Consider the following 22090-nt stretch of genomic DNA (forward strand, 5'->3'; position numbering starts at 1 on the left):
GATTATTCTCCTTCTTTATAGCAAACGGCTTTGGCTGCCTTGATGATGCGTTCGTCATTCACGACTGTCATTTTTTCGAGATTTGCCGCATATGGCATTGGCACATCTTCATTGGTGACACGCATGACCGGTGCGTCAAGATAATCAAAAGCATCTTCCATCAAGCGGGCCGAAATCTCGGAACTGACTGAACATGTGGCCCAGCCTTCCTCGACACAGACAACGCGGTTTGTTTTCTTAACCGACTCAATTACCGTATCCATATCCAGCGGACGGATGGTCCGAAGGTCGATTACTTCGGCGTCAATGCCTTCTGCTGCCAGTTTTTCTGCCGCATCAAGGGCAAACTTTACGCCGATTGAATAGCTTACCAGTGTTACATCTGAACCCGGGCGGGCCACTTTGGCCTTGCCGATCGGAATGGTATAATCTTCAACATCCGGCACATCAAAGCTGTAACCATAGGTAATTTCATTTTCGAGGAAAATGACAGGGTTAGGGCTTTTGATCGCCGCTTTCAGAAGACCTTTGCTGTCAGCGGCGCAATATGGTGCAATAACAATCAGTCCCGGAATATGGGCATACCATGATGCATAATTCTGTGAATGCTGTGCTGCAACACGCGATGCGGCACCGTTAGGACCACGGAACACGATCGGGCATCTGATCTGACCGCCGGACATATAATGTGTTTTTGCCGCTGAGTTTACAATCTGGTCTATTGCCTGCATGGCGAAGTTAAAGGTCATAAATTCAACGATCGGCTTAAGTCCTGCCATCGCGGCACCGACACCCAGACCGGCGAAACCCTGCTCGGTAATCGGGGTATCAATAACCCGTTCCGGGCCGAATTCCTGCAATAAGCCTTGGGTTACTTTATAAGCCCCCTGATATTCGGCGACTTCCTCACCCATAACAAATACATCCGGGTCAAGGCGCATTTCCTCTGCCATGGCGTCACGAAGCGCTTCACGAACAGTCATATTAACGAGGGTTGCCCCTTCCGGAATATCATCTTCATGAAGGGCTGCCTTAACCGGGGTTGGTGGCTGGTGCACCGCATCGGCGGCATCGGCACCAACTACGGTTGGTGGTACGATAGGTGTCGGATGAACAGTTGCTGTCACCCCTTCCAGAATCTTTCGGATCTTCACCTTCTTCAAGGATCACAGCGATAAGCGTACCGACGGCAATGCCTTCGGCGCCTTCGACACTAGGATCTTGCCCATCACGCCTTCTTCGTCTGTTTCAAGCTCCATGGTTGCTTTATCTGTTTCAATTTCGGCTATGATATCGCCGGGAGATACTTTATCGCCTTCTTTTTTCGTCCATTTTGCAATTGTCCCTTCCGTCATCGTCGGAGACATAGCGGGGAGAAGAATTTCTACTGACATAATGATTATTCCTTCTTATTATTCTGCGACCAGGATGTCGGTATAAAGTTCTGAAGCTGCCGGTTCAGCACTTGACTGGGCAAAATCAGCCGCTTCCGATACGATCTCTTTAATATCTTTATCAATCTGCTTGAGTTCGTCCTCTGTCATGATATTTCCATCGAGAAGACGTTTTTTAACCTGATCAATCGGGTCAAACTCTGCCCGCATTTTGGAGACTTCTTCCTTGGAACGATATTTTGCCGGATCCGACATGGAATGTCCGCGGTAACGATAAGTTTTCATTTCCAGCAAGGCAGGGCCTTCGCCAGCACGACATTTTGCAACTGCCCGGGCCGCTGCTTCACGAACAGCCAACACATCCATACCGTCAACGGCTTCACCGTGAATTTTGAAACTGTCACCGCGGCGGTGAAGTTCAATTTCCGAAGACGCACGCGCAAGGGATGTCCCCATGGCATACTGGTTATTTTCAATCACATAAACAACCGGCAGATTCCAGAGTTTAGCCATATTAAAGCTTTCATAGACCTGTCCCTGATTAACGGCGCCATCACCAAAATATGTAACGGATACATTATCGTTTTTGCGATATTTATGGGCAAATGCAAGACCGGCACCGATGGGAACCTGTGCTCCTACGATGCCGTGACCGCCGTAAAAATCATGTTCAACACTGAACATATGCATGGAACCGCCCTTACCCTTTGAAATACCGGTTTCCCTTCCGGTCAGTTCCGCGAGAATCACTTTTGGATCAATTTTACAGGCAAGCATATGGGCATGATCACGGTAACTGGTGATAACACTGTCGCCTTTCTTCAGAACCGACTGTATCCCGGTTACAACAGCTTCCTGACCGATATATAGATGGCAGAAACCACCGATCAGGCCCATGCCATACATCTGTCCCGCTTTTTCCTCAAAGCGGCGCATCAGCAGCATATCCTTGTAATATTCAATTAGTTCTTCGTTGGATACCGCAGGATCAGATTTTTTTACTTCCTTGCGGCGTGCGGCGGGTTTCCCGCTTTTTGTTTTGCGGGGGGCAGGTTTTTTAGCCATATTCCTCACTCATATTGTTGATGTTAGTCCTATAAGGCCTTTCCGCAAGATATGTAGAAAAGCCTTAAATAAGGATAAAGATTATCCTTAAAACATATTACTATAATCACCAAAAGTTATTGAAATACAACACTTATTTTTAATTAACTTAATTTGAGTTAATTAAATAATATTGTTAATTTTTTATAGCTATGGTTAATGCCTCTGTAACAATATGAAAACAAAAGACTTTTGCAATATTATAACTTTATAGGAATTATTTTTTCTCGGGAATGACAATTTCATCGGGATGGGTAAAGCCAAGATCTTTTCTGACAAGCTCATCCAGATAATCGGGGTCAACATGATTGCTTGACAGCAGACCCACGTGAAGTTCCAGGTCTTTTTTACTGGCTTCAATTCTTGCCTGCTCTGCCTCCAAAGTCCTGATTTCTTCTTTTAAAACCTTTTGTGCCGTAACGCTTTTAACGCCGTGAGCCGCAAAATAACCCGATATCAGTAACGCTACAAACGGTACTGTCATTTTTTTCATACGGAAAAATATTGGTTTTGTGTTTCTCATTCCCTCAGAGAATCACATCCGATTCGCCGGGTCAAGTGTTTTCCCAAAAAAAAGAATCGCCTAGAGTCAGTAACATAGCTTACATACTAGATGTAGTAGGTTAGAGTATTTCAAGAACTATTTGATTCAGCGCAAGATTGACTGACCGGCATATTTCGCGGCAGTGCCGAGCAGTTCTTCAATGCGGATCAGCTGATTATATTTGGCCAAACGGTCCGATCTTGCCAGTGATCCGGTTTTGATCTGACCACAATTCATTGCTACGGCAAGATCGGCAATCGTGGCATCTTCGGTTTCCCCGCTTCTGTGTGACATCACGGATGTATAGGAGGCACGATGCGCCATATCGACCGCTTCAAAAGTTTCAGAAAGGGTGCCGATCTGATTGACTTTAACCAGAATTGAATTTGCCACACCCTGTTTTATGCCACTGGAAAGTCTTTTCGGGTTGGTCACAAAAAGATCATCGCCAACAAGTTGGACTTTATTTCCAATAGCGTCTGTCAAAGCTTTCCAGCCATCCCAGTCGTCTTCATCCATGCCGTCTTCAATGGACAGGATCGGGTATCTGCTGCAAAGGTCAACGTAATAATCAACCATTTGTCCGGCATCCAGGGTTTTGCCCTCACCGCTTAGCACATATTTACCGTTTTTATAAAATTCTGATGAAGCGGCATCAAGGGCCAGCATCACATCATCACCCGGTTTATAACCGGCTTTTTCAATTGATTTCATGATAAAATCAAGGGCTTCCGTGGTTCCATTCAAATTGGGGGCAAAACCGCCCTCATCACCGACTCCGGTATTATGCCCCGCGTCAGACAGGTTCTTTTTAAGGGTGTGGAAAATTTCAGCACCCATGCGGATCGCATCACGGATATTGCCGGCGGAAACCGGCATAATCATAAATTCCTGAATATCAATCGGGTTATCAGCATGTTCACCGCCATTGATAATATTCATCATCGGCACCGGCAGGATATGGGCATGCGGCCCGCCAAGATAACTGTAAAGCGGCATTGCGGCTTCGTCAGCGGCCGCTTTTGCCGTTGCCAGGCTGACGCCCAATATTGCATTGGCGCCAAGACGGGATTTATTATCTGTTCCGTCCAGCTCACGCATGGCATTATCCAGAATAATCTGTTCTTCCGCGTCCATCCCTGTGAGCGCATCATAAAGTTCCGTATTAACGGCCTCGACGGCTTTTTCAACACCTTTACCCATATATCGGCTGCCACCGTCACGAAGTTCCACCGCTTCGTGAGCGCCGGTTGACGCCCCGCTAGGCACAGCCGCACGGCCGAACGCACCGGTTTCCAGTGTTACATCAACCTCAACGGTTGGATTACCACGGCTATCCAATATTTCACGGGCTTTGATATCGATAATTGCTGTCATAATTTGTCTCTTACTTCATTAAACCAGTCGGGATTGTTTCAGTGCCGCCCCAATGAATGAAGCGAATAATGGGTGTGGGTCAAACGGCTTTGATTTGAGTTCAGGATGATACTGTACGCCGATAAACCATGGATGATCCGGAATTTCAACAATTTCCGGTAGTGTTCCGTCCGGGGAAAGGCCGGAAAATTTAAGCCCTGCTGCCTCTAGTTTTTCCCGGTAATTGATATTGACCTCATACCGGTGGCGATGACGTTCAAAAATAACCTCGCTGCCATAAATTTCGGCAACCCGGCTGCCGGGTTCAAGATGCGCTTCATATGCGCCAAGACGCATGGTGCCGCCCTTGTCATCATCCTCACTTCGGATATGGATCACACCATCCAGTTCCCATTCGGTCATCAGACCGACTATCGGGGCATCGCATTTGCCAAATTCTGTCGAATTCGCGCCCTCAATACCGGCAAGATTACGGGCCGCTTCAATACAGGCCATCTGCATTCCGAAACATATTCCAAAATAGGGAATTTTTCTTTCGCGGGCGAATTTTGCCGCTGCAATCTTGCCTTCAGCACCGCGCTCACCGAAGCCACCGGGAACGATAATACCATCCACTTCTTCAAGCGCGCTCATCGCATTTTCATCTTCGAAAATGCGCGCATCAATCCATTCAAGTTTGACGTCAACATTATTGGCAAAACCGCCATGAACCAGGGCTTCGGACAGTGATTTATAGGCATCCTTAAGCTGCACATATTTTCCAACCACGGCAATTGTCACCTCACCTTCCGGCTCATTGACATGATCGGAAACGTCAAGCCAGCGGCTCAGGTCTGGTGTTTTATCCTTGGGATCAATATCAAATGCTTTAAGCACTTCGATATCAAGTCCTTCCGCGTGGTAATTTAGCGGCACTTCATAAATGCTGTTGGCATCAAGCGCCTGAATAACCGCGCTTTCCGGTACATTACAGAAAAGCCCGATTTTGCGCCGTTCATCATCGGGAATTTCATGTTCCGTGCGGCAGACAAGTACATCCGGCTGAATACCGATACTGCGAAGTTCCTTCACTGAATGCTGGGTTGGCTTGGTTTTAAGTTCTGCCGCAGCGGCAATATAGGGCACCAGTGTCAAATGGACATAAATACATTGACCACGCAGATCATTACCAAGCTGGCGGATCGCCTCAAGAAACGGCAGGCTTTCAATATCACCGATAGTTCCCCCAACTTCACAGAGAACGAAATCTGTATCATCATCAATATCCGATGTGACAAATTCCTTAATGGCATTGGTTACATGGGGAATGACCTGAACTGTTGCGCCCAGATAATCTCCCCGTCTTTCCTTGGCAATAATATCTGAATAGATCCGTCCCGTGGTGACGTTATCCGACTGGCGCGCCGGAACTCCGGTAAACCGCTCATAATGTCCAAGGTCAAGATCCGTTTCCGCACCATCGTCAGTTACAAAAACCTCGCCATGCTGATAGGGCGACATGGTACCGGGATCAACATTAAGATAGGGATCGAGTTTTCTAAGTCTTACAGAATATCCGCGCGATTGCAGCAATGCACCAAGAGCTGCGGAGAGGAGTCCCTTCCCCAACGAGGAAACCACACCACCAGTAATAAATATATAACGTGCCATTAGTTATTTGCTATCCAGAAATACGAACTAAATTTTTTTACTATAAAAATGAAGCGGCACCGGGGGTACCGCTTTATATTAATTTGAAACGGGGACCTGAGGGGCGTTATCCGTTTGTGCTTCGGGAACTTCAGGTACAGTTTGCACTGCTGCCGGAGGGGTCACACCATCAAGAACTGATGTTCTTGAGGCGTCCTGCTCGGCCATCCAAGCCAGCAAAAGCGTGGTCACAAAAAAACAACCCGCAATAATTGTTGTCATCCGGGTCAGAAGATTCGCGGCCGAACGACTGCTCATCATACTTGTGGGGCCACCCCCTATTCCAAGGGCTCCGCCTTCTGACTGCTGCAGTAATACTGTAATGACAAGGGCAACTGCCAACATCAAATGTATAACAAGAATGACTGATTCCATCTTATTTTACTCTATCTTTTTAAATTTCGCTTTACGTATAAATAGCGTTATTCATGTTAATTACAAGAGGCTTTTACTCTAAAGAACCGACAATGGCTAGTATAAAATTAGCCAATTTTATCATAAGCGGATATTATCCCGTAAAAGTCATCCGCCTTAAGGCTGGCACCACCGACCAGGGCACCATTGACATTCTTTACCGACATAAGTTCCAGAGCGTTTGAGGCTTTAACTGAACCGCCATATAATATTCTTATATTGCTGCCTGCATCACCAAAACGTGACTGCAACACTTCACGTACCGCTTGGTGAACTTCTTCAACATCACCTGCCGTTGGTGTGTGTCCTGTGCCAATCGCCCAGACAGGCTCGTACGCTATTATTGTATTCTCCACTTTCGCACTGTCCGGAATTGATGCCTTTAGCTGCGTCGTGACCACCTGAAGCGCTTTTCCGGCTTCTCTTTCTTCTATCGTTTCACCGACACATATAATTGCCGTTGCACCAACCGACTGCGCAGCCACCGCCTTTGCTTTTACAATTTCATTGCTTTCGCCGTGATCGGCCCTGCGCTCTGAATGACCGATAATAATAAAATCGCAACCCAGATCACGGATCATTTCCGCTGAAATATCGCCCGTATGGGCCCCGCTCATATTCATATGACAATCCTGGGCCCCAATTGATACATTTTTTGTATTTAAACTGACGAATGCATTGATCAGTGTATAGGGCGGACAAATCAGCACATCGCACTTTGCACCTTTTTCCTGAATTAAGGTATTGAGCTTAGATAATTCACTGGCGGAAGCCTTAAGTCCGTTCATCTTCCAGTTTCCGGCAACAAGTGCTTTGGGTGCTGTCATTGAATATTTTATCCTTCTAGTTAATAATTGAACATGTACCTAACAGATATTTAGCAAATTTTCTATATTGATTGTTGGTTTTTAGTCGCTTTTATGGTTGCGATTAGCAAGGCAGGTAACTATTATGCCGCAATTATATTTTTAGAGCATATATTATGAATGCTCACAAAAAGCTTAAACACAGGTAACAATATTTATGTTAGACTTTTTCAGAAAAGGCATGGGGTCCATGTTGGCCGGCGGTTTGCTCGCCATTCTTATCGTCAGTTTTGCTTTATGGGGAATTGGTGACCCGCTTAGCACACTTGGTTCAACTGAAATTGCCAAGGTTGGTGACGAAGACCTCACCCCCAATGATCTTGCCCGATCATTTGAAAATGAATTCAGCAGATTGCAGCAAAATGCCGGTGAAGGCATTACAAGACAGCTTGCTGTTCAGATTGGCCTTGGCGCACAGGCCGTTGCCAGACTTGTTGAAACAAAGGCATATGATGTTGAAACAAAGAACCTTGGCCTTCGGACATCTGATGAGGAGCTGCGGGATTATATTTTCAGTATTCCCGCCTTTCAGGACCAGACGGGTACTTTTAATCGCAGTTATTTTGACCAGATCGCCAGGACACAAGGCTATTCAACCCGGGAATTTGAAAATCTATTAAGACTGGATCTGGCGCGATCAAAACTATTCAATGCCTTGCTTGAAGATGTCGTCGCCCCGGAAATTACCGCCAAAACACTGACAAAATTCGCATCTGAGCAAAGAACATCTGAGATTCTTTCCATTCCGGCCAGTACCATGACAGGCATTGGTGAGATGAATGATGAAATTCTAAAAGCATATTATGATGAAAACACAAACAAATATATGGCTCCTGAATATCGTGATATCAGCTATTTTGAAATTTCCGCCAGTGATCTGGCTGACACAATAGATATCAGTGACGAAGATGCTCTTGCGTCATACGAATCCCGCCTCACTGATTTTACAAAACCTGAAAAGCGCGGTTTTGTGCAAATGCTGATGGATGATGAAGCAACAGCGGAAGCAGCTTATAATGATCTGCAAAGCGGAAAATCATTCGATGAAGTGCTTGCCGATAAAACGGGCGACACGGCAGAAGACAGCACATTTGGAGAGCAGACAGAAAAAGAATTTGGCGACTTATATGGCGAAGATGCCGCAAAAGCACTCTTCAGTTTAGGTCTTGACGAATATACAAGCCCGATAGAAACCGGCTTCGGTGTATATATATTCAAAGTAAATTCAATCGATGCAGGAAGTTCTGATAGCTTTGAAACTGTTAAGGATGACATTATCACCGACCTTAAAATGAACAGAGCAACGGACGCCCTATATGATGTCAGAAACAGAATTGATGATGAACTTGCCGCCGGATCGGCCATTGATACCATTGCCAATGTCATTAATGTCCCCCTTAAAAAAGTGTCCAATGTCAGCCTTGAAGGCATGACTCCGGACGGGAAAGCCTCTACTGATTTGCCATTGATTGTCGATTTTCTTGATAATTCATTCAAATTATCCATGGATTCTGATCTTGAACTCTATGAAGGAATTTCAAATAAATTTTATATGATCAAAATTGATAATATTATGCCAAGCAAATTACGTGCTTTTGAGGAAGTACAGGAAAAAGTTGGCGAAGACTGGGCCCAGGATCGCCGTGAAACTCTGGCATCAGAATATGCGACAAAAATTGTTGATGAATTCAGCAAGCCTGAAAATGCCGGCATGGCCCTTTCCGAATATCCGGGCCTGTTAAGCCAGCTCAGTGTTAATGAAGTAACTGTTGGCAGATCGAATGATGATAATTCGGTTTCGGCAGAAATTCATTCAAGCATATTTGATCAGAAAATCGGAACCGTGAAAATGATTCCAGCTTCAAATAATGACGGATATGTTGTGGTCAGGGTAAAAAGTCGCGATTTTCCTGAAAATATTGATCAGGCCGCGATTGACGAAACCAAAAATCAGATCAAAACTTCTTATGAAAATGATCTGATGGGGGCATATATTTCAAGACTATATGATACCCTGCCTGTGGAAATGAATAACAGAAATATTCAGGCAACGTTGCAGCAGATCGCAGGCCCTGAACAGCAATAATGTCAGTCTTACCGGAACAGTCTGACTTTATAAAGTCATATAATGCCGGGAAAGCTCAGGTGCTTTGGACGACACTGGTCGCTGATCTTGAAACATCGGTCAGTGCTTACCTGAAACTTGCCCGTAATGAAGAATATACCAGCCTACTAGAATCAGTTGAGGGCGGAGCGATCCGTGGCCGATATACTTTTATCGGATTAAAGCCGGATGTGGTCTGGCGCTGCACGGGTGACCACGCACAGATAAACCGGAAAACGCTTGGCGGTGTGCGTGAAGAGGATTTTACCGACGAAATAAAACCGTCCCTCGACAGTCTTCGCGATCTGTTTGATGAAAGCCTGATTGATTTACCGGAAAATATGCCACCTAGTGCCGCCGGCCTTATCGGATATATGGGCTATGACATGGTCAGGCTGATGGAAAAGCTGCCCGAAGCCAAGGAAAATATCCTGGGCACCCCGGACAGTATATTCATGCGTCCGACCATCATGATCGTATTTGACAGCATCACAGACCTGATCACAATCGTAACACCGGTGCGCCCTTCGGGCTCTGTCAGTGCCGATACCGCCTACATACGCGCGGAAGAACGGCTCAATGATATTATCAGCGCCCTTTCCAGGCCGCTTGAAATCAGCCGCCATAATCTGGATGCGGCAGATCATCCCGCCGAGCCAAAATCAAACACATCAAAAGAACAATATGCCGAGATGGTTGCCCGCGCCCAGGACTATATCAAGGCCGGAGATATTTTTCAGGTGGTGTTATCCCAGCGTTTCTCGCTGCCCTTTGAACTGCCACCCTTCTCCCTTTACCGCGCGCTGAGGCGCACGAACCCGTCACCGTTTCTTTTTTATCTTAATATGGGGGATTTTTCCATCGTCGGGTCAAGTCCTGAAATTCTGGTCAGGCTACGTGATGATGAAGTAACCATCCGTCCCATCGCCGGAACAAGGCCACGTGGTAAAAACGCGACCGAAGACAGGGAAAACGCCAAAGATTTGCTGGCTGACCCGAAAGAATGTGCAGAGCATCTTATGTTGCTTGATCTTGGCCGCAATGATGTTGGACGTGTATCAAAAGTGGGGACTGTTGAGCTTACAGAAAAAATGATTATCGAATATTATTCCCATGTCATGCATATTGTTTCGAACGTGCGCGGGGAAATCCGCGAAGAATTTGATGCATTAAAGGCACTGTCCGCCGGTTTTCCAGCCGGCACGGTCAGCGGCGCTCCCAAAGTGCGGGCAATGGAAATCATTGATGAACTTGAACCTGAAAAGCGCGGTATTTATGCCGGTGCCGTCGGTTATTTCTCTGCGGATGGCAGTATGGATACCTGTATTACCTTGCGGACAGCCATTGTAAAAGATGGTATGATGTATATTCAGGCTGGAGCCGGTGTTGTTGCCGACAGCACATGGCAATCTGAATATGCCGAGTGCGAGGCAAAAGCCCGCGCCCTGGTCAGAGCTGCCGAGGAAGCGGTTCATTTTGCAGGAACGGATAAAGCCATTCAATAAACGCGGCTTAAAATAAGGAAATTAAGATGAAAATCGGATATATCGGCCTTGGGAAAATGGGACTGGCAATGGTCAAGCGCCTGCTTGATCATGGTCACGAGGTGGTCGCAACCGACCCCAACGAAATGGCCCGTCAGGAAGCGCTGGCCGCTGGCGCCGAAATAGTCGAAAATTTATCTGAATTTGCCGAGACATTGCCGGGCGAAAAATTCATCTGGATGATGGTTCCCCATAATGTGGTTGATCAGGTCTTATCGGACCTTTCCGGTATTTTAAAACCCGGTGATGTTATTATGGATGGTGGCAATTCAAATTATCAGGAAACCGTCAGACGCGGAAACGAGCTTCGACAAAAAGGACTGGTCTTTATGGATGTCGGCACCAGTGGCGGTCCATCGGGAGCACGAAATGGCGCCTGTATGATGATCGGCGGCGACCATGAAAAATTTCAAAAATACGAACAGCTTTTTAAAGATTTAAGTGTCGAAAATGGCTACGCCTATATGGGAAAAACCGGCGCTGGACATTTTGTCAAAATGGTTCATAACGGCATTGAATATGGCATGATGCAGGCAATTGGCGAAGGGTTTGAGATATTGCAGAAAAGCCCTTTTGATCTGGATCTTGCAGAAGTTTCCCGCATTTATAATAACGGCAGTGTTATTGAAAGCCGGCTTGTCGGCTGGCTTGAGAAAGCCTACCGGGAGGAAGGCGTTGAGCTTTCCGCCATTTCAGGAGAAGTATCCCATAGCGGTGAAGGGCTCTGGACCGTTGAGGCCGCAAAAAATGAGGGCGTCCCTGCCCCGGTTATTGAAGCCTCGCTGCAATTTCGGATCAATTCAACTGGTAATCCAAGCTATACCGGACAGATGGTCTCCGCCTTAAGGAACCAGTTTGGCGGCCACAGCGTTAAAAAGAAAGATTAATCTGCAGCTAGGCTGGTACTGGCGTATTTTTCCCTGACCTTTTGTGAAATGGGGATAATAGTGATGCCCTTATCGGCCAGTGTCGGGATCCATTCTTTAAGAGCGGCCACCGTTTGGGCATAAGGATGGCCGATCGCCAGGGCAGAACCGTCACGTTTGGCAATCCGTTCCAGTTTTCCAAGCTGCCCCAGTATATAATTGATATCCTGTTCATTATCCAGAAACACATCACGCTCGGTGACCGGTATATTTTTTTCAATTGCCAGTTTTTCCAGCTGGCTGTTTGATGTGGTCTTGCTGTCCAACACCAGAAGCCCTTTATCCTTTATCACATCAAGAAAACGGTTTACCGCTTCTTCATCCTCGGTAAAGCGGCTGCCCATATGATTGTTGATTCCAATATAATTTGAAAATTGCCCCAGATTATAATTAATGCTTTCCATCTGCTTACCCGCAGATGTGGAAGAAAGCAGTGCATGTGGGCCAGGGTCCGCTTTGCCCTTTGGCTCCATCGGAATATGGACAAGGATATCATGGCCTTTTTTGTAGGCTTCATTAACCTGTGCCGCAATTTCGGTTGCATAAGGCAGAAATGACAGTGTCAGTGGCACATTCATTTCTATCATCTGTTTTGTCGTGCCCTTGACGATCCCCAGGTCATCTATTACCAGAATAATTTCAGCATTTCCCGCAGGGACGTTTACAGGACGGGCGGCAAATTTCTGCCATGTCTGTTCAGCACGATCATCTCTTTCCGGCTGAATTACCGGGGCGGGCTTTTTCGCCGTACGTCGGGTCAGACGTTCAAGAAAGCTTTCCTTTTTGCCCTCATCCGGCAGCGGCACAGCAACCGTTACCGCTTCCAGTCCCTCTTCATAAACATGGGTTATATAATTATCAGGACCGTTGGACGCATCCCATTTCAGCCAGATACCTACCATGCAGAACCCTATAAAAACAAAGTAAAAACACATCATCAGATATCTGATAATAGTGTTTTTTTGTCTTTTTCTTTTCGGGGGAGTGTGGCTCATGCTACCTTATTTTTGTCGGATTATCATGTTTCAATATTTTTACGTCAAAAAAACAAAATAAATCAATATCTGGGTGTTGTGAATTTGAATTCATACTCTATAGTGTAACCAAATATATTAAAAGTGATTTAATAAGAGCTTTAAAAAAACATGACTGACCTGTTTGAAACGGCAACTGTTACGGCCGATTATTCTGCAAAAGATATCGAAGTCCTAGAAGGGCTTGAACCGGTGCGCCTGCGCCCGGGAATGTATGTGGGTGGCACGGACGAGCGGGCCCTGCATCATCTTGTCTCTGAAGTGCTTGATAACAGTATGGACGAAGCCGTGGCGGGATTTGCCACGCGTATAGAACTTACAATGAATGGTGATGGTTCCGTGACCATTACCGATAACGGACGCGGCATTCCGGTTGATCCCCACCCCAAATTTAAAGATAAATCAGCGCTGGAAGTCATTTTTACCACCCTGCATTCGGGCGGTAAATTTAACAGTAAGGTATATGAAACATCAGGCGGCCTTCACGGGGTTGGTATATCGGTGGTCAATGCCCTTTCGGAATGGGTCGATGTTGAAGTGGCGCAGGACAAACAGATTTGGACCCAGAGTTTTTCACGTGGAAAGCCGCAGACAAAAATCACCAATCTCGGTCCGACCAATAACCGGCGGGGAACCAAGATTACATTCCTGCCTGACCATGAAATATTCGGAATGGGCAAAACTGGCTTCAAACCTTCCATTCTTTATAAGCTGGCCCGCTCAAAAGCCTATCTGTTTAAGGGGATTGAAATTCGCTGGCAATGCGATCCATCGCTCATTGGTGAAAAAGAAAAAGACACCATTCCTGAGCGGGAAACCCTGCACTTTCCCGGCGGGCTTAATGATTATCTGACGTCCCTTACTGAAAAAAGAAGTCTGGTAACGGCGGAAAATTTTTACGGTAAAGTGCCGCTTGCCGATGAAGCAGGACAGATTGAATGGGCCATCACCTGGCCCGAATATGGTGAAGGCAGCATTTCATCCTATACAAATACAGTTCCGACACCGCAGGGCGGCACCCATGAAAGCGGCGTACGTGCCGCGCTTCTCAAAGGGATAAAAGCCTATGGCGAGCTGATCGGTAATAAAAAGGCCGCCGGGCTCACCGGGGATGATATTTTTAACGGTGCCTGCGTTTTGATATCCCTCTTTATTAAAAATCCGCAGTTTCAGGGCCAAACCAAAGACAAACTGACCAACCCGGAAGCGTTAAGGCTGACTGAAAATGCTCTGCGAGACCATTTTGACCATTGGTTGAGCGGCTCGCCCGCAATGGCCAATGACCTGCTGGGCTGGGCGCTTGAGCGCATGGATGAACGTCTTCGCCGCCGTGCGGAAAAAGAAGTCAAAAGGGTCAGCGCCACCAGCAAAAGAAAATTGCGCCTGCCGGGTAAACTGGCCGATTGCAGTAACGGCGATGCAGCAGGCACAGAAATATATATCGTGGAAGGCGACAGTGCCGGCGGGTCCGCCAAACAGGCCAGAGACAGGAAAACACAGGCTATTTTGCCGATCCGCGGAAAAATCCTCAACGTGGCTAGCGCCACCCGGGATAAAATTCGTGCCAATCAGGAAATTGCCGATATTAATCAGGCCCTTGGCTGCGGTATTGGTGACAAATATAAGGAAGAAGACTTAAGGTACGAACGGGTCATCATCATGACTGATGCTGATGTCGATGGTGCCCATATCGCGACACTGCTGATTACCATGTTCTATCAGGAAATGCCTGAACTTATCAAAGGCGGGCATCTTTATCTGGCACAGCCGCCTCTATACCGTATCGCCCAGGGCGGCAATGTGCATTATGCCCGCGATGATGATCATAAGGACGAGCTTATGGCAACCGAATTTACCGGACGCGGCAAAATTGAAGTCAGCCGCTTTAAGGGACTGGGTGAAATGCCAGCATCACAGCTTAAGGAAACAACCATGGTCCGGGGAAAGCGAACATTGCTTCGGGTGGTTATTGAAGAAGGCACCCGGCTTGAAACGGCGGAAAAGGTTGATCAACTGATGGGTAAGAAACCGGAACTACGTTTCCAGTTTATTCAGGAAAATGCGGAAAAAGTCGAAGAGCTTGATATTTAATAAAGTGGCACATAATTGTCGCCACTTTACTTTTTTAGCAATCCAACAAATCCACATCCCTAATTTTCATAAAAAAACTTCTAAAATTCATTTTCTTTTTGCATTTTAAGTAAAATGGCGGTACCTGCTCATCTATCAAATTAATAATGTTTGATTGAAACTTTGCATTTAATTTTTGTCTGAAAAGCATTTTTCGCTTTTTTATTTGTGAGTAAAGACAATGGGTTTCATTTCTGATCAGCTTGATAAAAGATCGTTTCTTTACGGCCTCTTCAAATATTCTATATATTTACTGCTTCTTTCAAATATTCTTTTATTCTTCAGAGACGAGTGGCTTGCGTCATCGCATTTATTTGTGGGCAGAATTCCGCTTGAAGAAATATTGAAAACCTTTAACACAACCATAGACACGCTGGTCTGGACCATTTTATTAACCCTTTTTGAATTGGAAACCTGGTTACTTTCCGATGAAACCTTAAAAAACAATCTGCTGAAAAATTCGCTTCTGACTATCCGAAGCCTTTGCTACATCGCCCTCATTATAGTCTGTTACAACTATGCCCTAAGACTTTTGATGTTTTATGATACCTCGCCTTTGGACATTGGCGATATATGCTCTCTTGCCGGTCAAGGTTGGTCCTATATCGACCGTGTTAATGGATATACTTCCCTGACGGCTGAGAATTGCCAGGCCTTTCAGGGAAAGGCGCTCTTTGCGCTTAACCATTATACTTTATTTGCCGACGCGGCGACAATTAAGAAGACGCAGCAATTGGCATGGGCCGATGTAATAAACTGTTTTTCATGGCTTTTGATTGTTGCTATTCTGGAAATCGAAGTCTGGTATCAGCTAAAGCAGATCGTCTATAAACCATTGATCAAAACATTTCTGTTTATCAAAACCATAATTTACATCACCATGTTCGCTTGTGCCGTTTACTGGGGTATTGACGGGTCTTTCCTTGAATTCTGGGATGCTATGCTCTGGATCCTCGCTTTCGTCTTCATCGAACTCAATCTGTTTCAATGGCAGGAAGAAATCCTGGAACGCAGCAGAAAGCGAAGGCGAGAGAAAAATGGCAAGGTGGCAAATACTTCTACAGGTGTTCCTAAGTAGAAGGCCTAACTTATTAATCCGACGTTATGTCATGTATTTTGCCAATGAACGGTGATGGATATTGACTTTTTGCGCTTAATCCCTATTGTGCGCGGGAAAGATGACGTTAAAGGAATCCAATTACCATATGAGTTTTGATTATCTAGGTTTAAGCGACGAGCTTCTCTCTGCCATTAAAGATGCCGGATATACGGAGCCAACCCCTATTCAGAAAAAGGCAATCCCCAGCATTCTGCAGGGCAGAGATATTCTCGGCATTGCCCAGACCGGTACCGGAAAGACAGCGTCATTTACTTTGCCGATGATTGATATTCTCTCTCAAGGTAGGGCACGGGCCCGCATGCCACGTTCATTAATCCTCGAGCCGACCCGCGAGCTTGCCGCGCAGGTTGAGGAAAGTTTTGATAAATACGGAAAAAATTCCAAGCTGACCTGTGCCCTGTTGATCGGCGGCACCGATTTTGCCGGACAGGTCAAAAAACTGGATAAAGGTGTTGATGTATTGATTGCGACACCGGGCCGCCTTCTTGACCATATGGAACGGGGCAACGTTATGTTGACAGGCGTTGAACTGCTGGTGGTTGATGAAGCTGACCGTATGCTTGATATGGGATTTATTCCCGATATTGAAAAAATCTGTAAAATGCTGCCAAAGAAGGTTCAGTCTCTTTTCTTTTCTGCGACCATGCCGCCTGAAGTTAAGAAACTGACTGACAGTTTCTTAAAAGACCCAAAAGAATTTGAGGTTTCCGCCCCGACCCAGACGGCCGTTACCATTTCAGAACATCTGGTCAAATTTAAAGGGACAGATAAGGAAAAACGCCAGGTGCTCAGATACCTGATAAAAGAAAATAACGTGGATAATGCCATTATTTTCTGTAACCGAAAAAAAGATGTGAAAATCGTCAATAAATCCCTGAATGTCCATAAATTCAGCGCTGCTGAACTGCATGGTGACCTCCACCAGAGTACTAGAATGGAAGTCCTCGATTCCTTTAAAAAGGGCGAGACAAAAATTCTCGTGGCCAGCGATGTGGCGGCAAGAGGCCTTGATATCCCGGATGTGGGTCATGTCTTTAATTTTGATGTCCCGTCAAACCCGGAAGATTATATTCACCGGATCGGCCGCACAGGTCGTGCCGGTAAAAAAGGTGTTGCCTTTACCCTAAGCACGCAGGCCGACAAAAAATATCTGGACAGCCTTTTAAAATTCCTGGGTAAAGAAATTCCGCTTTTCAAAGTTCCGGACGAATTACTCTCTGAAAAAAATAAAAAGAAAGCTGACAGTTCAAAACAGCAGAAATCTGAAGAAAAAGAAACCCGGATTGAGAAAAAACAGGACGAGACCGCGACCAATAACAGCAATAAAAGCAATAAAAGCAACAAGCCTGTCATTGGAATGGGCGATCATATTCCCGACTTCCTCACCCGCTAGATAAATATCTAAAATATCCCCAGGGATAATTTATGGTTAATTTTTTCTTAAAATTCTGGAAAATTTTTCCTAATAACGGCTTGTTTTTAATAATATATTTTTAATTCAGCTTTAACTAATTTTTAAAATTATAAAACTACTATCAATCACAGAATCAAAGCGTATATTAGTAATTTATTATAAGTATTTGAGTAACTGGGGGGAAGAAGCAAATGTATAAAAAACAAGAGATAAAGAGAAAATGACAAAGTTTCTATCCGACAGTGACAAAGATTTCATCTGGACAAATTCAGGCAGTACAATAAGCATGATGACTGAGTATGAAGTCATCCCTACTCCAAAAAATTATCATCTTTGGTATACTTATTCGGCCAAGTCTGACCTTAATCTTTCGAAAGTTATCGACAGTCTGGTCGAAAAGAAAATGTCCTTTAACGAAGAGCTCAATGAAAAATTATATGAAAAATTCTTTGCCGCTGAAAAAGAATTAAAAACAATCGTTGAAACCGGGGCAACTTTTCAAAAAGAACTGGCCAAGATCATTTCAGTTTTAAAAGATGCCGGGAATGATACAAGTGAACATACAAAAGCACTGTTGGACCATATGGACAAGTTATCAGACTTTAAGGGTTCCGATGAACTTAAAGACATTATTCGACTTGTTATTTCAGATACAGACAAAATTAAAGAACAAAGCGTAAAGCTTGAAGAAAAACTGGAAGAAAGCACCCTAAAAATTGAAGGGTTACAAACAAACCTCAATAATGCCCGTCTGGAAAGCCGCACGGATGCCCTCACTAATATTGGGAACCGGAAATTCTTTGAGGAAAAAATTGCAGAATATATGAGCAATTTTGAGAAAATGGGACATGATCTGTGCCTTATACTCTGTGACATTGATTTCTTTAAAAAGTTTAATGATAATTATGGCCATCAGATTGGTGACCAGGTGCTTAAAGTTGTGGCACATGTTATTAAAAAAGAACTCGGTCTTATGGGCTCTGCCGCCCGCTATGGTGGTGAAGAATTCGCTATATTACTGCCAAAGGCCAAACTTGCCGATGGTATTGAACTGGCTGAAAATATCCGCAGCATTATTTCACAGCGCATCATCAGAAACAAAAATACCGGGGCCAATTTCGGCCGAATTACCATGTCATTTGGTGTATCCAGTATTCAACGCGGTCTTAAGGTCGAAGATCTGATCCAAAGAGCTGATTCCGCCCTCTATCTTTCAAAATCAAGCGGACGCAATATGGTTCATAGTGAATTGGAACTTGATCAGATTGTCTCTGGACAGAATAGTATTTCAGCTTAAAAAATATTGAGAATATTGAAAATGCCGATCCGATACTACCGGATCGGCTTTTTTATTAATTACGATCTATCTGATTATTTCAAACCCATATATTTTTCTAGCTGCTCGGTAATACCGGGATGTTTTAGCCCGGCAATACGTGCTTTGCTCAGGGCTTCTTCCGGTTTTTCCTTATCAACCGAATATAAATGCGTCGCCAGAACCATTGATGCCCGGTCGCCCGAACCACAATGGACAAGTACGTCACCATCAGTTGTCGATGCAATAATGCCAAGGGCTTTTTCCAGTTCCGCTACATTTAATTTGCCATCATTTATGTCGCCATACTGGTCATTATAAATCCGGGCTCTGTAAAATTTTAACCCTGCCTCTTCTGCATATTTTTCTTCTTCAAAACCATTATTTTCAATAGCGGCCCGATTGGTGATAACTGTCGTGATCCCCAGCTCTTTCATCATGGCAAATGCCTCTGCCGGAGGCTGGCTGCTGATATAGAAGTTTTTATATTTGACGATATTATGAATGCCGCCGAAAGGCTTGATAACCTGAATTGAATGATCAATATAACGATGAAAGCGGGGAACCGCCCATTCACTGTTCATTCCTGCGGCTGTTGCGGCGGCAAGCGCCTCTTCTTTTGAATAGCCATAATCACGGTATAGGATCATACCCAGACTTGATCCAGCACGTTGCCCATGACTGCAATGAAGCAGAACCTTCTTCCCCTTGTTTGTCGCCTCATCTATAACGGACTTTATCTTGCTTAAGGCTTCATCTGAAAATTCCGCCTCAAAAGTTGAGGCGGTAAGATAAGGAATTTGCATATAGGTAATCCCCTGACCTTCTATCAGACCTTTTTCATCAAATCCCAGATCTTCATTTAGTTCACGGATATTAATGACCAGATCAAACCCTTCGCTTTTAAGCATTTTAACCGTGTCAGCATCCGGCTGTGCGGCATAAACCACATTGCCGAAATATGGTGTGTTTTTAAGATTGCCAAAAGGAACTTGCGTTTTCTTTTCTGTCCGCTGCTCTGCCGTTAATGATGCGGTCTGGGCATTGGCCAGTGTAAAAAACAAAATAAAAATACCCAATGACTTTACAGTAAATGATATTATTCTTCTCATTGGTTGTTCCTTTAATTTCAAAATTAACGTTTTAAATCAGACATATAGTCTTCAAGTGCCTTCAGCACATTCTGACTGGTCATACCGGCCTTTTTTGCATAATCAATGGATTGTTCCTTTGAATAGCCGTGATCCTTGTAAAGGACCGCTGCCAATGCTCCGGCCGCCCGTTGCCCCGATTCACAGTGGAGCAATACTTTTGACCCGCTTGCCGATGTTGCATCAAGAAGTTTGCTTATTTCTTCAATCGCCTGTGGGTCAATGGCACGCGGCTGATCATTAATGCTTCCCTTATAAAAAGATATCTGCTGGAACGCGATACCGTTTTTTTCGATCAGTTTCCGGGCATCAAACCCAACAGGTTCATCCTCATAGCGCACACTTAAGACCATTTTAATTCCCTGATCCTTAAGCATGGGGATTGTTGCCTCATCAGGCTGGCGGGAATAGACAACATTGCCCAATTGTGGTGTCTTATCAAGATTACCAAAAGGGGCCTGCGTTTTCTCAGTTGTAAGATCAACCGATTGCGCCTGGGCAGATGCGTATAAAAAACCGCATACAAGGAGGGAATAAAAAATCCGGCTTGCAAACTGTGAAATGAATTTTGTCATGATCTTTCCTAAAGGGCTGTCAATTAGTGAATTTTATTTAAGATTATCAAGATACTCATTATGTATTTTGGTGATCATTTCACTTGTCATGCCTGCTTCCTTTGCCAGCCTGTTTGCCTCTTCGCGTGAGTAACCTTTTTTATAAAGGGCCACCCCAAGCAATGAGCCGGCACGTTGGGAATGGGTACAATGCAATACAATTTTGGTATCATTTGCTTCTGACATATCCAGAAGAGAAATGAGCTGATCAACATTATCAGCATCAATGGCACGTCCTTTCATATAAGGAATCTGCACAAAAGCCATCCCGGCCTTTTCCACAGCCTTGCGTTCATCATATCCGGCATTTTCATTTTCACCGCGGATGCTGATAACCATTTTAACATCCTGATCCTTATACATTTCAACAGTATTTTTGTCAGGCTGATCGGCAAAAATAACATTGCCGAACTGGTGTAATACAGTGTGATTACCAAATGGTTCCAGCGACCCTTCCACAGCCAGTGGCGAATTCTGCGCCTGTGCGGCACTCAATAAAAACATTGCCGTAATTAACGAATATAAACTGACCAGTACGCGTCTTTTAGAAATTTGATAAATAACCATAATTGTGGTTCCTGTTTGTTAAAATTCTGAAAATTATACTTACTCTGATCTATTCATACAACATCATAATTCATATAAAAATGCGAAATATTCACTTTTTGTTCTCTTTTGTTCTTGACTGTTTCAGCGAATTAAATTAGAACAATAATAGAACATAATGAAAAAGGAATTTAAAATGGATATTCTGCTACAGCTGCTTTCTTATTGCTTTATTCCCCTGCTTGCAATTCTTGTCATAGGCGGGCTTCGTGACATTATTCACGGATTAAAGGAACATATGGAACTGAGCGGAATTAAATTTCCCTCATTCTCAGTCGCAAATTATTTTTATAATCTTTATGAAAAAGTCAGAGTTGGACGGATTCAACCCAAATTGTGCCGTAACTAGGCACTTTCACCAATTTCACTGTTAATTTTATCAAACTGATCAAATTCATAATTGATCGACCATTCAATCATGGTCCGGTATAGGTCAGCAACAAGTTTCGGGTCGGCGCCATTTTTTGAAGCATGTTCTGAAACTTTTTTTATGACATCGACGACGCGTTTATCATCTCTGACAAGATTTCTGTGCTTTTTAAGCTCTGCAGCGCGGTTCATATATGTTTTACGTAGCGCAAGAAGTTCGACAATCTCTCTGTCCAGGCGGTCAATTTGTCCCCTCAGTTCATTCATGTCCTGACATTGGTTAGGGTCAAGGTCGAGCTTATTTTTAAGGTCTTTTAGCACTATTAATTATCTTTCATCAAAAAATATGTACATTACATATTTTATTTTACTTAT

The 22090-nt window shown here is 44.6% G+C and carries 21 protein-coding genes; 8 read left to right on the forward strand and 13 right to left on the reverse strand.

Features of this window, described 5'->3' with window-relative positions:
• Positions 1-2 precede the first annotated feature (2 nt).
• From R3D86_01025 to tpiA, 8 genes are all read right to left on the reverse strand, one after another.
• Positions 3-1154, reverse strand: a complete 1152-nt coding sequence (locus tag R3D86_01025; protein MEZ5756783.1) for a pyruvate dehydrogenase complex E1 component subunit beta — start codon at positions 1152-1154, stop codon at positions 3-5.
• 12 nt (positions 1155-1166) lie between these two features.
• Positions 1167-1394, reverse strand: coding sequence for a biotin/lipoyl-containing protein (locus tag R3D86_01030; GenBank protein MEZ5756784.1), 228 nt, complete (start codon positions 1392-1394; stop codon positions 1167-1169).
• Positions 1395-1412: 18 nt separating this feature from the next.
• Entirely contained in the window at positions 1413-2459 is a 1047-nt protein-coding gene (gene pdhA, locus R3D86_01035; protein ID MEZ5756785.1) for a pyruvate dehydrogenase (acetyl-transferring) E1 component subunit alpha, read from the reverse strand.
• A gap of 256 nt (positions 2460-2715) precedes the next feature.
• Positions 2716-2982 (reverse strand): septum formation initiator family protein, encoded by a 267-nt coding sequence (locus R3D86_01040; protein MEZ5756786.1) that lies wholly within the window; start codon positions 2980-2982, stop codon positions 2716-2718.
• A 165-nt stretch (positions 2983-3147) separates the two neighbouring features.
• Positions 3148-4419 (reverse strand): phosphopyruvate hydratase, encoded by a 1272-nt coding sequence (gene eno, locus R3D86_01045; GenBank protein ID MEZ5756787.1) that lies wholly within the window; start codon positions 4417-4419, stop codon positions 3148-3150.
• 18 nt (positions 4420-4437) lie between these two features.
• Complete coding sequence (locus R3D86_01050) at positions 4438-6069, reverse strand: CTP synthase (GenBank protein ID MEZ5756788.1); 1632 nt, start codon at positions 6067-6069, stop codon at positions 4438-4440.
• Between the two features lie 78 nt (positions 6070-6147).
• A complete protein-coding gene (gene secG / locus R3D86_01055) occupies positions 6148-6483 on the reverse strand; it encodes a preprotein translocase subunit SecG (GenBank protein ID MEZ5756789.1) in 336 nt (111 codons plus the stop codon).
• A 107-nt stretch (positions 6484-6590) separates the two neighbouring features.
• A complete protein-coding gene (gene tpiA, locus R3D86_01060) occupies positions 6591-7349 on the reverse strand; it encodes a triose-phosphate isomerase (protein ID MEZ5756790.1) in 759 nt (252 codons plus the stop codon).
• Positions 7350-7545: 196 nt separating this feature from the next.
• Here tpiA and R3D86_01065 point away from each other — a divergent pair, with 196 nt between their 5' ends.
• The 3 genes from R3D86_01065 to gnd are packed head-to-tail and all read left to right on the forward strand — an operon-like array spanning position 7546 to position 11923.
• Entirely contained in the window at positions 7546-9474 is a 1929-nt protein-coding gene (locus R3D86_01065; protein MEZ5756791.1) for a SurA N-terminal domain-containing protein, read from the forward strand.
• Positions 9474-10997 carry an anthranilate synthase component I gene (gene trpE, locus R3D86_01070; GenBank protein MEZ5756792.1) on the forward strand — a complete coding sequence of 508 codons (1524 nt, stop codon included), beginning with the start codon at positions 9474-9476 and terminating at the stop codon, positions 10995-10997. Before R3D86_01065 ends, trpE begins: the two co-directional genes overlap by 1 nt.
• Before the next feature lie 26 nt (positions 10998-11023).
• Complete coding sequence (gnd, locus tag R3D86_01075; protein MEZ5756793.1) at positions 11024-11923, forward strand: decarboxylating 6-phosphogluconate dehydrogenase; 900 nt, start codon at positions 11024-11026, stop codon at positions 11921-11923.
• On the opposite strand, the gene R3D86_01080 is transcribed toward gnd, so the two are convergent.
• The gene (locus R3D86_01080) at positions 11920-12864 is read right to left on the reverse strand and encodes a divergent polysaccharide deacetylase family protein (GenBank protein MEZ5756794.1); all 945 of its coding nucleotides are present in this window, start codon (positions 12862-12864) and stop codon (positions 11920-11922) included. The two genes, gnd and R3D86_01080, sit on opposite strands and share 4 nt — an antisense overlap.
• 243 nt (positions 12865-13107) lie before the next feature.
• Here R3D86_01080 and parE point away from each other — a divergent pair, with 243 nt between their 5' ends.
• The 4 genes from parE (at position 13108) to R3D86_01100 (ending at position 18957) form a co-directional block, all read left to right on the forward strand.
• On the forward strand, positions 13108-15087 hold the full coding sequence (parE, locus tag R3D86_01085; protein MEZ5756795.1) for a DNA topoisomerase IV subunit B: 1980 nt from the start codon (positions 13108-13110) through the stop codon (positions 15085-15087).
• Between the two features lie 220 nt (positions 15088-15307).
• A complete protein-coding gene (locus R3D86_01090) occupies positions 15308-16204 on the forward strand; it encodes a hypothetical protein (protein MEZ5756796.1) in 897 nt (298 codons plus the stop codon).
• A gap of 127 nt (positions 16205-16331) precedes the next feature.
• Positions 16332-17639 carry a DEAD/DEAH box helicase gene (locus tag R3D86_01095; GenBank protein MEZ5756797.1) on the forward strand — a complete coding sequence of 436 codons (1308 nt, stop codon included), beginning with the start codon at positions 16332-16334 and terminating at the stop codon, positions 17637-17639.
• A gap of 241 nt (positions 17640-17880) precedes the next feature.
• Positions 17881-18957 carry a GGDEF domain-containing protein gene (locus R3D86_01100; protein MEZ5756798.1) on the forward strand — a complete coding sequence of 359 codons (1077 nt, stop codon included), beginning with the start codon at positions 17881-17883 and terminating at the stop codon, positions 18955-18957.
• Between the two features lie 74 nt (positions 18958-19031).
• Here the strand turns inward: R3D86_01100 and R3D86_01105 are convergent, their stop codons facing one another.
• Genes R3D86_01105 through R3D86_01115 form a run of 3 tightly spaced genes read right to left on the reverse strand, consistent with a single transcriptional unit; the run spans position 19032 to position 21307 of the window.
• Positions 19032-20087: a dual specificity protein phosphatase family protein gene (locus R3D86_01105; GenBank protein MEZ5756799.1), complete on the reverse strand. Its 1056-nt coding sequence runs from the start codon at positions 20085-20087 to the stop codon at positions 19032-19034.
• Between the two features lie 23 nt (positions 20088-20110).
• Positions 20111-20701, reverse strand: coding sequence for a hypothetical protein (locus R3D86_01110; protein ID MEZ5756800.1), 591 nt, complete (start codon positions 20699-20701; stop codon positions 20111-20113).
• 33 nt (positions 20702-20734) lie between these two features.
• Complete coding sequence (locus R3D86_01115) at positions 20735-21307, reverse strand: hypothetical protein (GenBank protein MEZ5756801.1); 573 nt, start codon at positions 21305-21307, stop codon at positions 20735-20737.
• Positions 21308-21482: 175 nt separating this feature from the next.
• On the opposite strand from R3D86_01115, the gene R3D86_01120 reads away from it, so the two are divergent.
• Complete coding sequence (locus tag R3D86_01120) at positions 21483-21695, forward strand: hypothetical protein (protein ID MEZ5756802.1); 213 nt, start codon at positions 21483-21485, stop codon at positions 21693-21695.
• Here the strand turns inward: R3D86_01120 and R3D86_01125 are convergent.
• On the reverse strand, positions 21692-22036 hold the full coding sequence (locus R3D86_01125) for a chorismate mutase (protein MEZ5756803.1): 345 nt from the start codon (positions 22034-22036) through the stop codon (positions 21692-21694). The two genes, R3D86_01120 and R3D86_01125, sit on opposite strands and share 4 nt — an antisense overlap.
• Between the last annotated feature and the right edge of the window lie 54 nt (positions 22037-22090).

The organism is Emcibacteraceae bacterium (assembly GCA_041396985.1).
Taxonomy (GTDB): domain Bacteria; phylum Pseudomonadota; class Alphaproteobacteria; order Sphingomonadales; family Emcibacteraceae; genus Pseudemcibacter.

Excerpts from the sequence above, each read along its gene's own strand:
- R3D86_01090 (MEZ5756796.1), top strand. The coding sequence starts at position 15,308 with ATGGGTTTCATTTCTGATCAGCTTGATAAAAGATCGTTTCTTTACGGC.
- R3D86_01100 (MEZ5756798.1), top strand. The coding sequence starts at position 17,881 with ATGACAAAGTTTCTATCCGACAGTGACAAAGATTTCATCTGGACAAAT.
- R3D86_01050 (MEZ5756788.1), bottom strand. The coding sequence starts at position 6,069 with ATGGCACGTTATATATTTATTACTGGTGGTGTGGTTTCCTCGTTGGGG.
- pdhA (MEZ5756785.1), bottom strand. The coding sequence starts at position 2,459 with ATGGCTAAAAAACCTGCCCCCCGCAAAACAAAAAGCGGGAAACCCGCC.
- trpE (MEZ5756792.1), top strand. The coding sequence starts at position 9,474 with ATGTCAGTCTTACCGGAACAGTCTGACTTTATAAAGTCATATAATGCC.
- R3D86_01040 (MEZ5756786.1), bottom strand. The coding sequence starts at position 2,982 with ATGACAGTACCGTTTGTAGCGTTACTGATATCGGGTTATTTTGCGGCT.
- parE (MEZ5756795.1), top strand. The coding sequence starts at position 13,108 with ATGACTGACCTGTTTGAAACGGCAACTGTTACGGCCGATTATTCTGCA.
- R3D86_01030 (MEZ5756784.1), bottom strand. The coding sequence starts at position 1,394 with ATGTCAGTAGAAATTCTTCTCCCCGCTATGTCTCCGACGATGACGGAA.
- R3D86_01120 (MEZ5756802.1), top strand. The coding sequence starts at position 21,483 with ATGGATATTCTGCTACAGCTGCTTTCTTATTGCTTTATTCCCCTGCTT.
- R3D86_01110 (MEZ5756800.1), bottom strand. The coding sequence starts at position 20,701 with ATGACAAAATTCATTTCACAGTTTGCAAGCCGGATTTTTTATTCCCTC.
- R3D86_01065 (MEZ5756791.1), top strand. The coding sequence starts at position 7,546 with ATGTTAGACTTTTTCAGAAAAGGCATGGGGTCCATGTTGGCCGGCGGT.
- R3D86_01115 (MEZ5756801.1), bottom strand. The coding sequence starts at position 21,307 with ATGGTTATTTATCAAATTTCTAAAAGACGCGTACTGGTCAGTTTATAT.
- R3D86_01080 (MEZ5756794.1), bottom strand. The coding sequence starts at position 12,864 with ATGGTAGGTATCTGGCTGAAATGGGATGCGTCCAACGGTCCTGATAAT.
- gnd (MEZ5756793.1), top strand. The coding sequence starts at position 11,024 with ATGAAAATCGGATATATCGGCCTTGGGAAAATGGGACTGGCAATGGTC.
- eno (MEZ5756787.1), bottom strand. The coding sequence starts at position 4,419 with ATGACAGCAATTATCGATATCAAAGCCCGTGAAATATTGGATAGCCGT.
- tpiA (MEZ5756790.1), bottom strand. The coding sequence starts at position 7,349 with ATGACAGCACCCAAAGCACTTGTTGCCGGAAACTGGAAGATGAACGGA.
- R3D86_01105 (MEZ5756799.1), bottom strand. The coding sequence starts at position 20,087 with ATGAGAAGAATAATATCATTTACTGTAAAGTCATTGGGTATTTTTATT.
- R3D86_01095 (MEZ5756797.1), top strand. The coding sequence starts at position 16,332 with ATGAGTTTTGATTATCTAGGTTTAAGCGACGAGCTTCTCTCTGCCATT.
- secG (MEZ5756789.1), bottom strand. The coding sequence starts at position 6,483 with ATGGAATCAGTCATTCTTGTTATACATTTGATGTTGGCAGTTGCCCTT.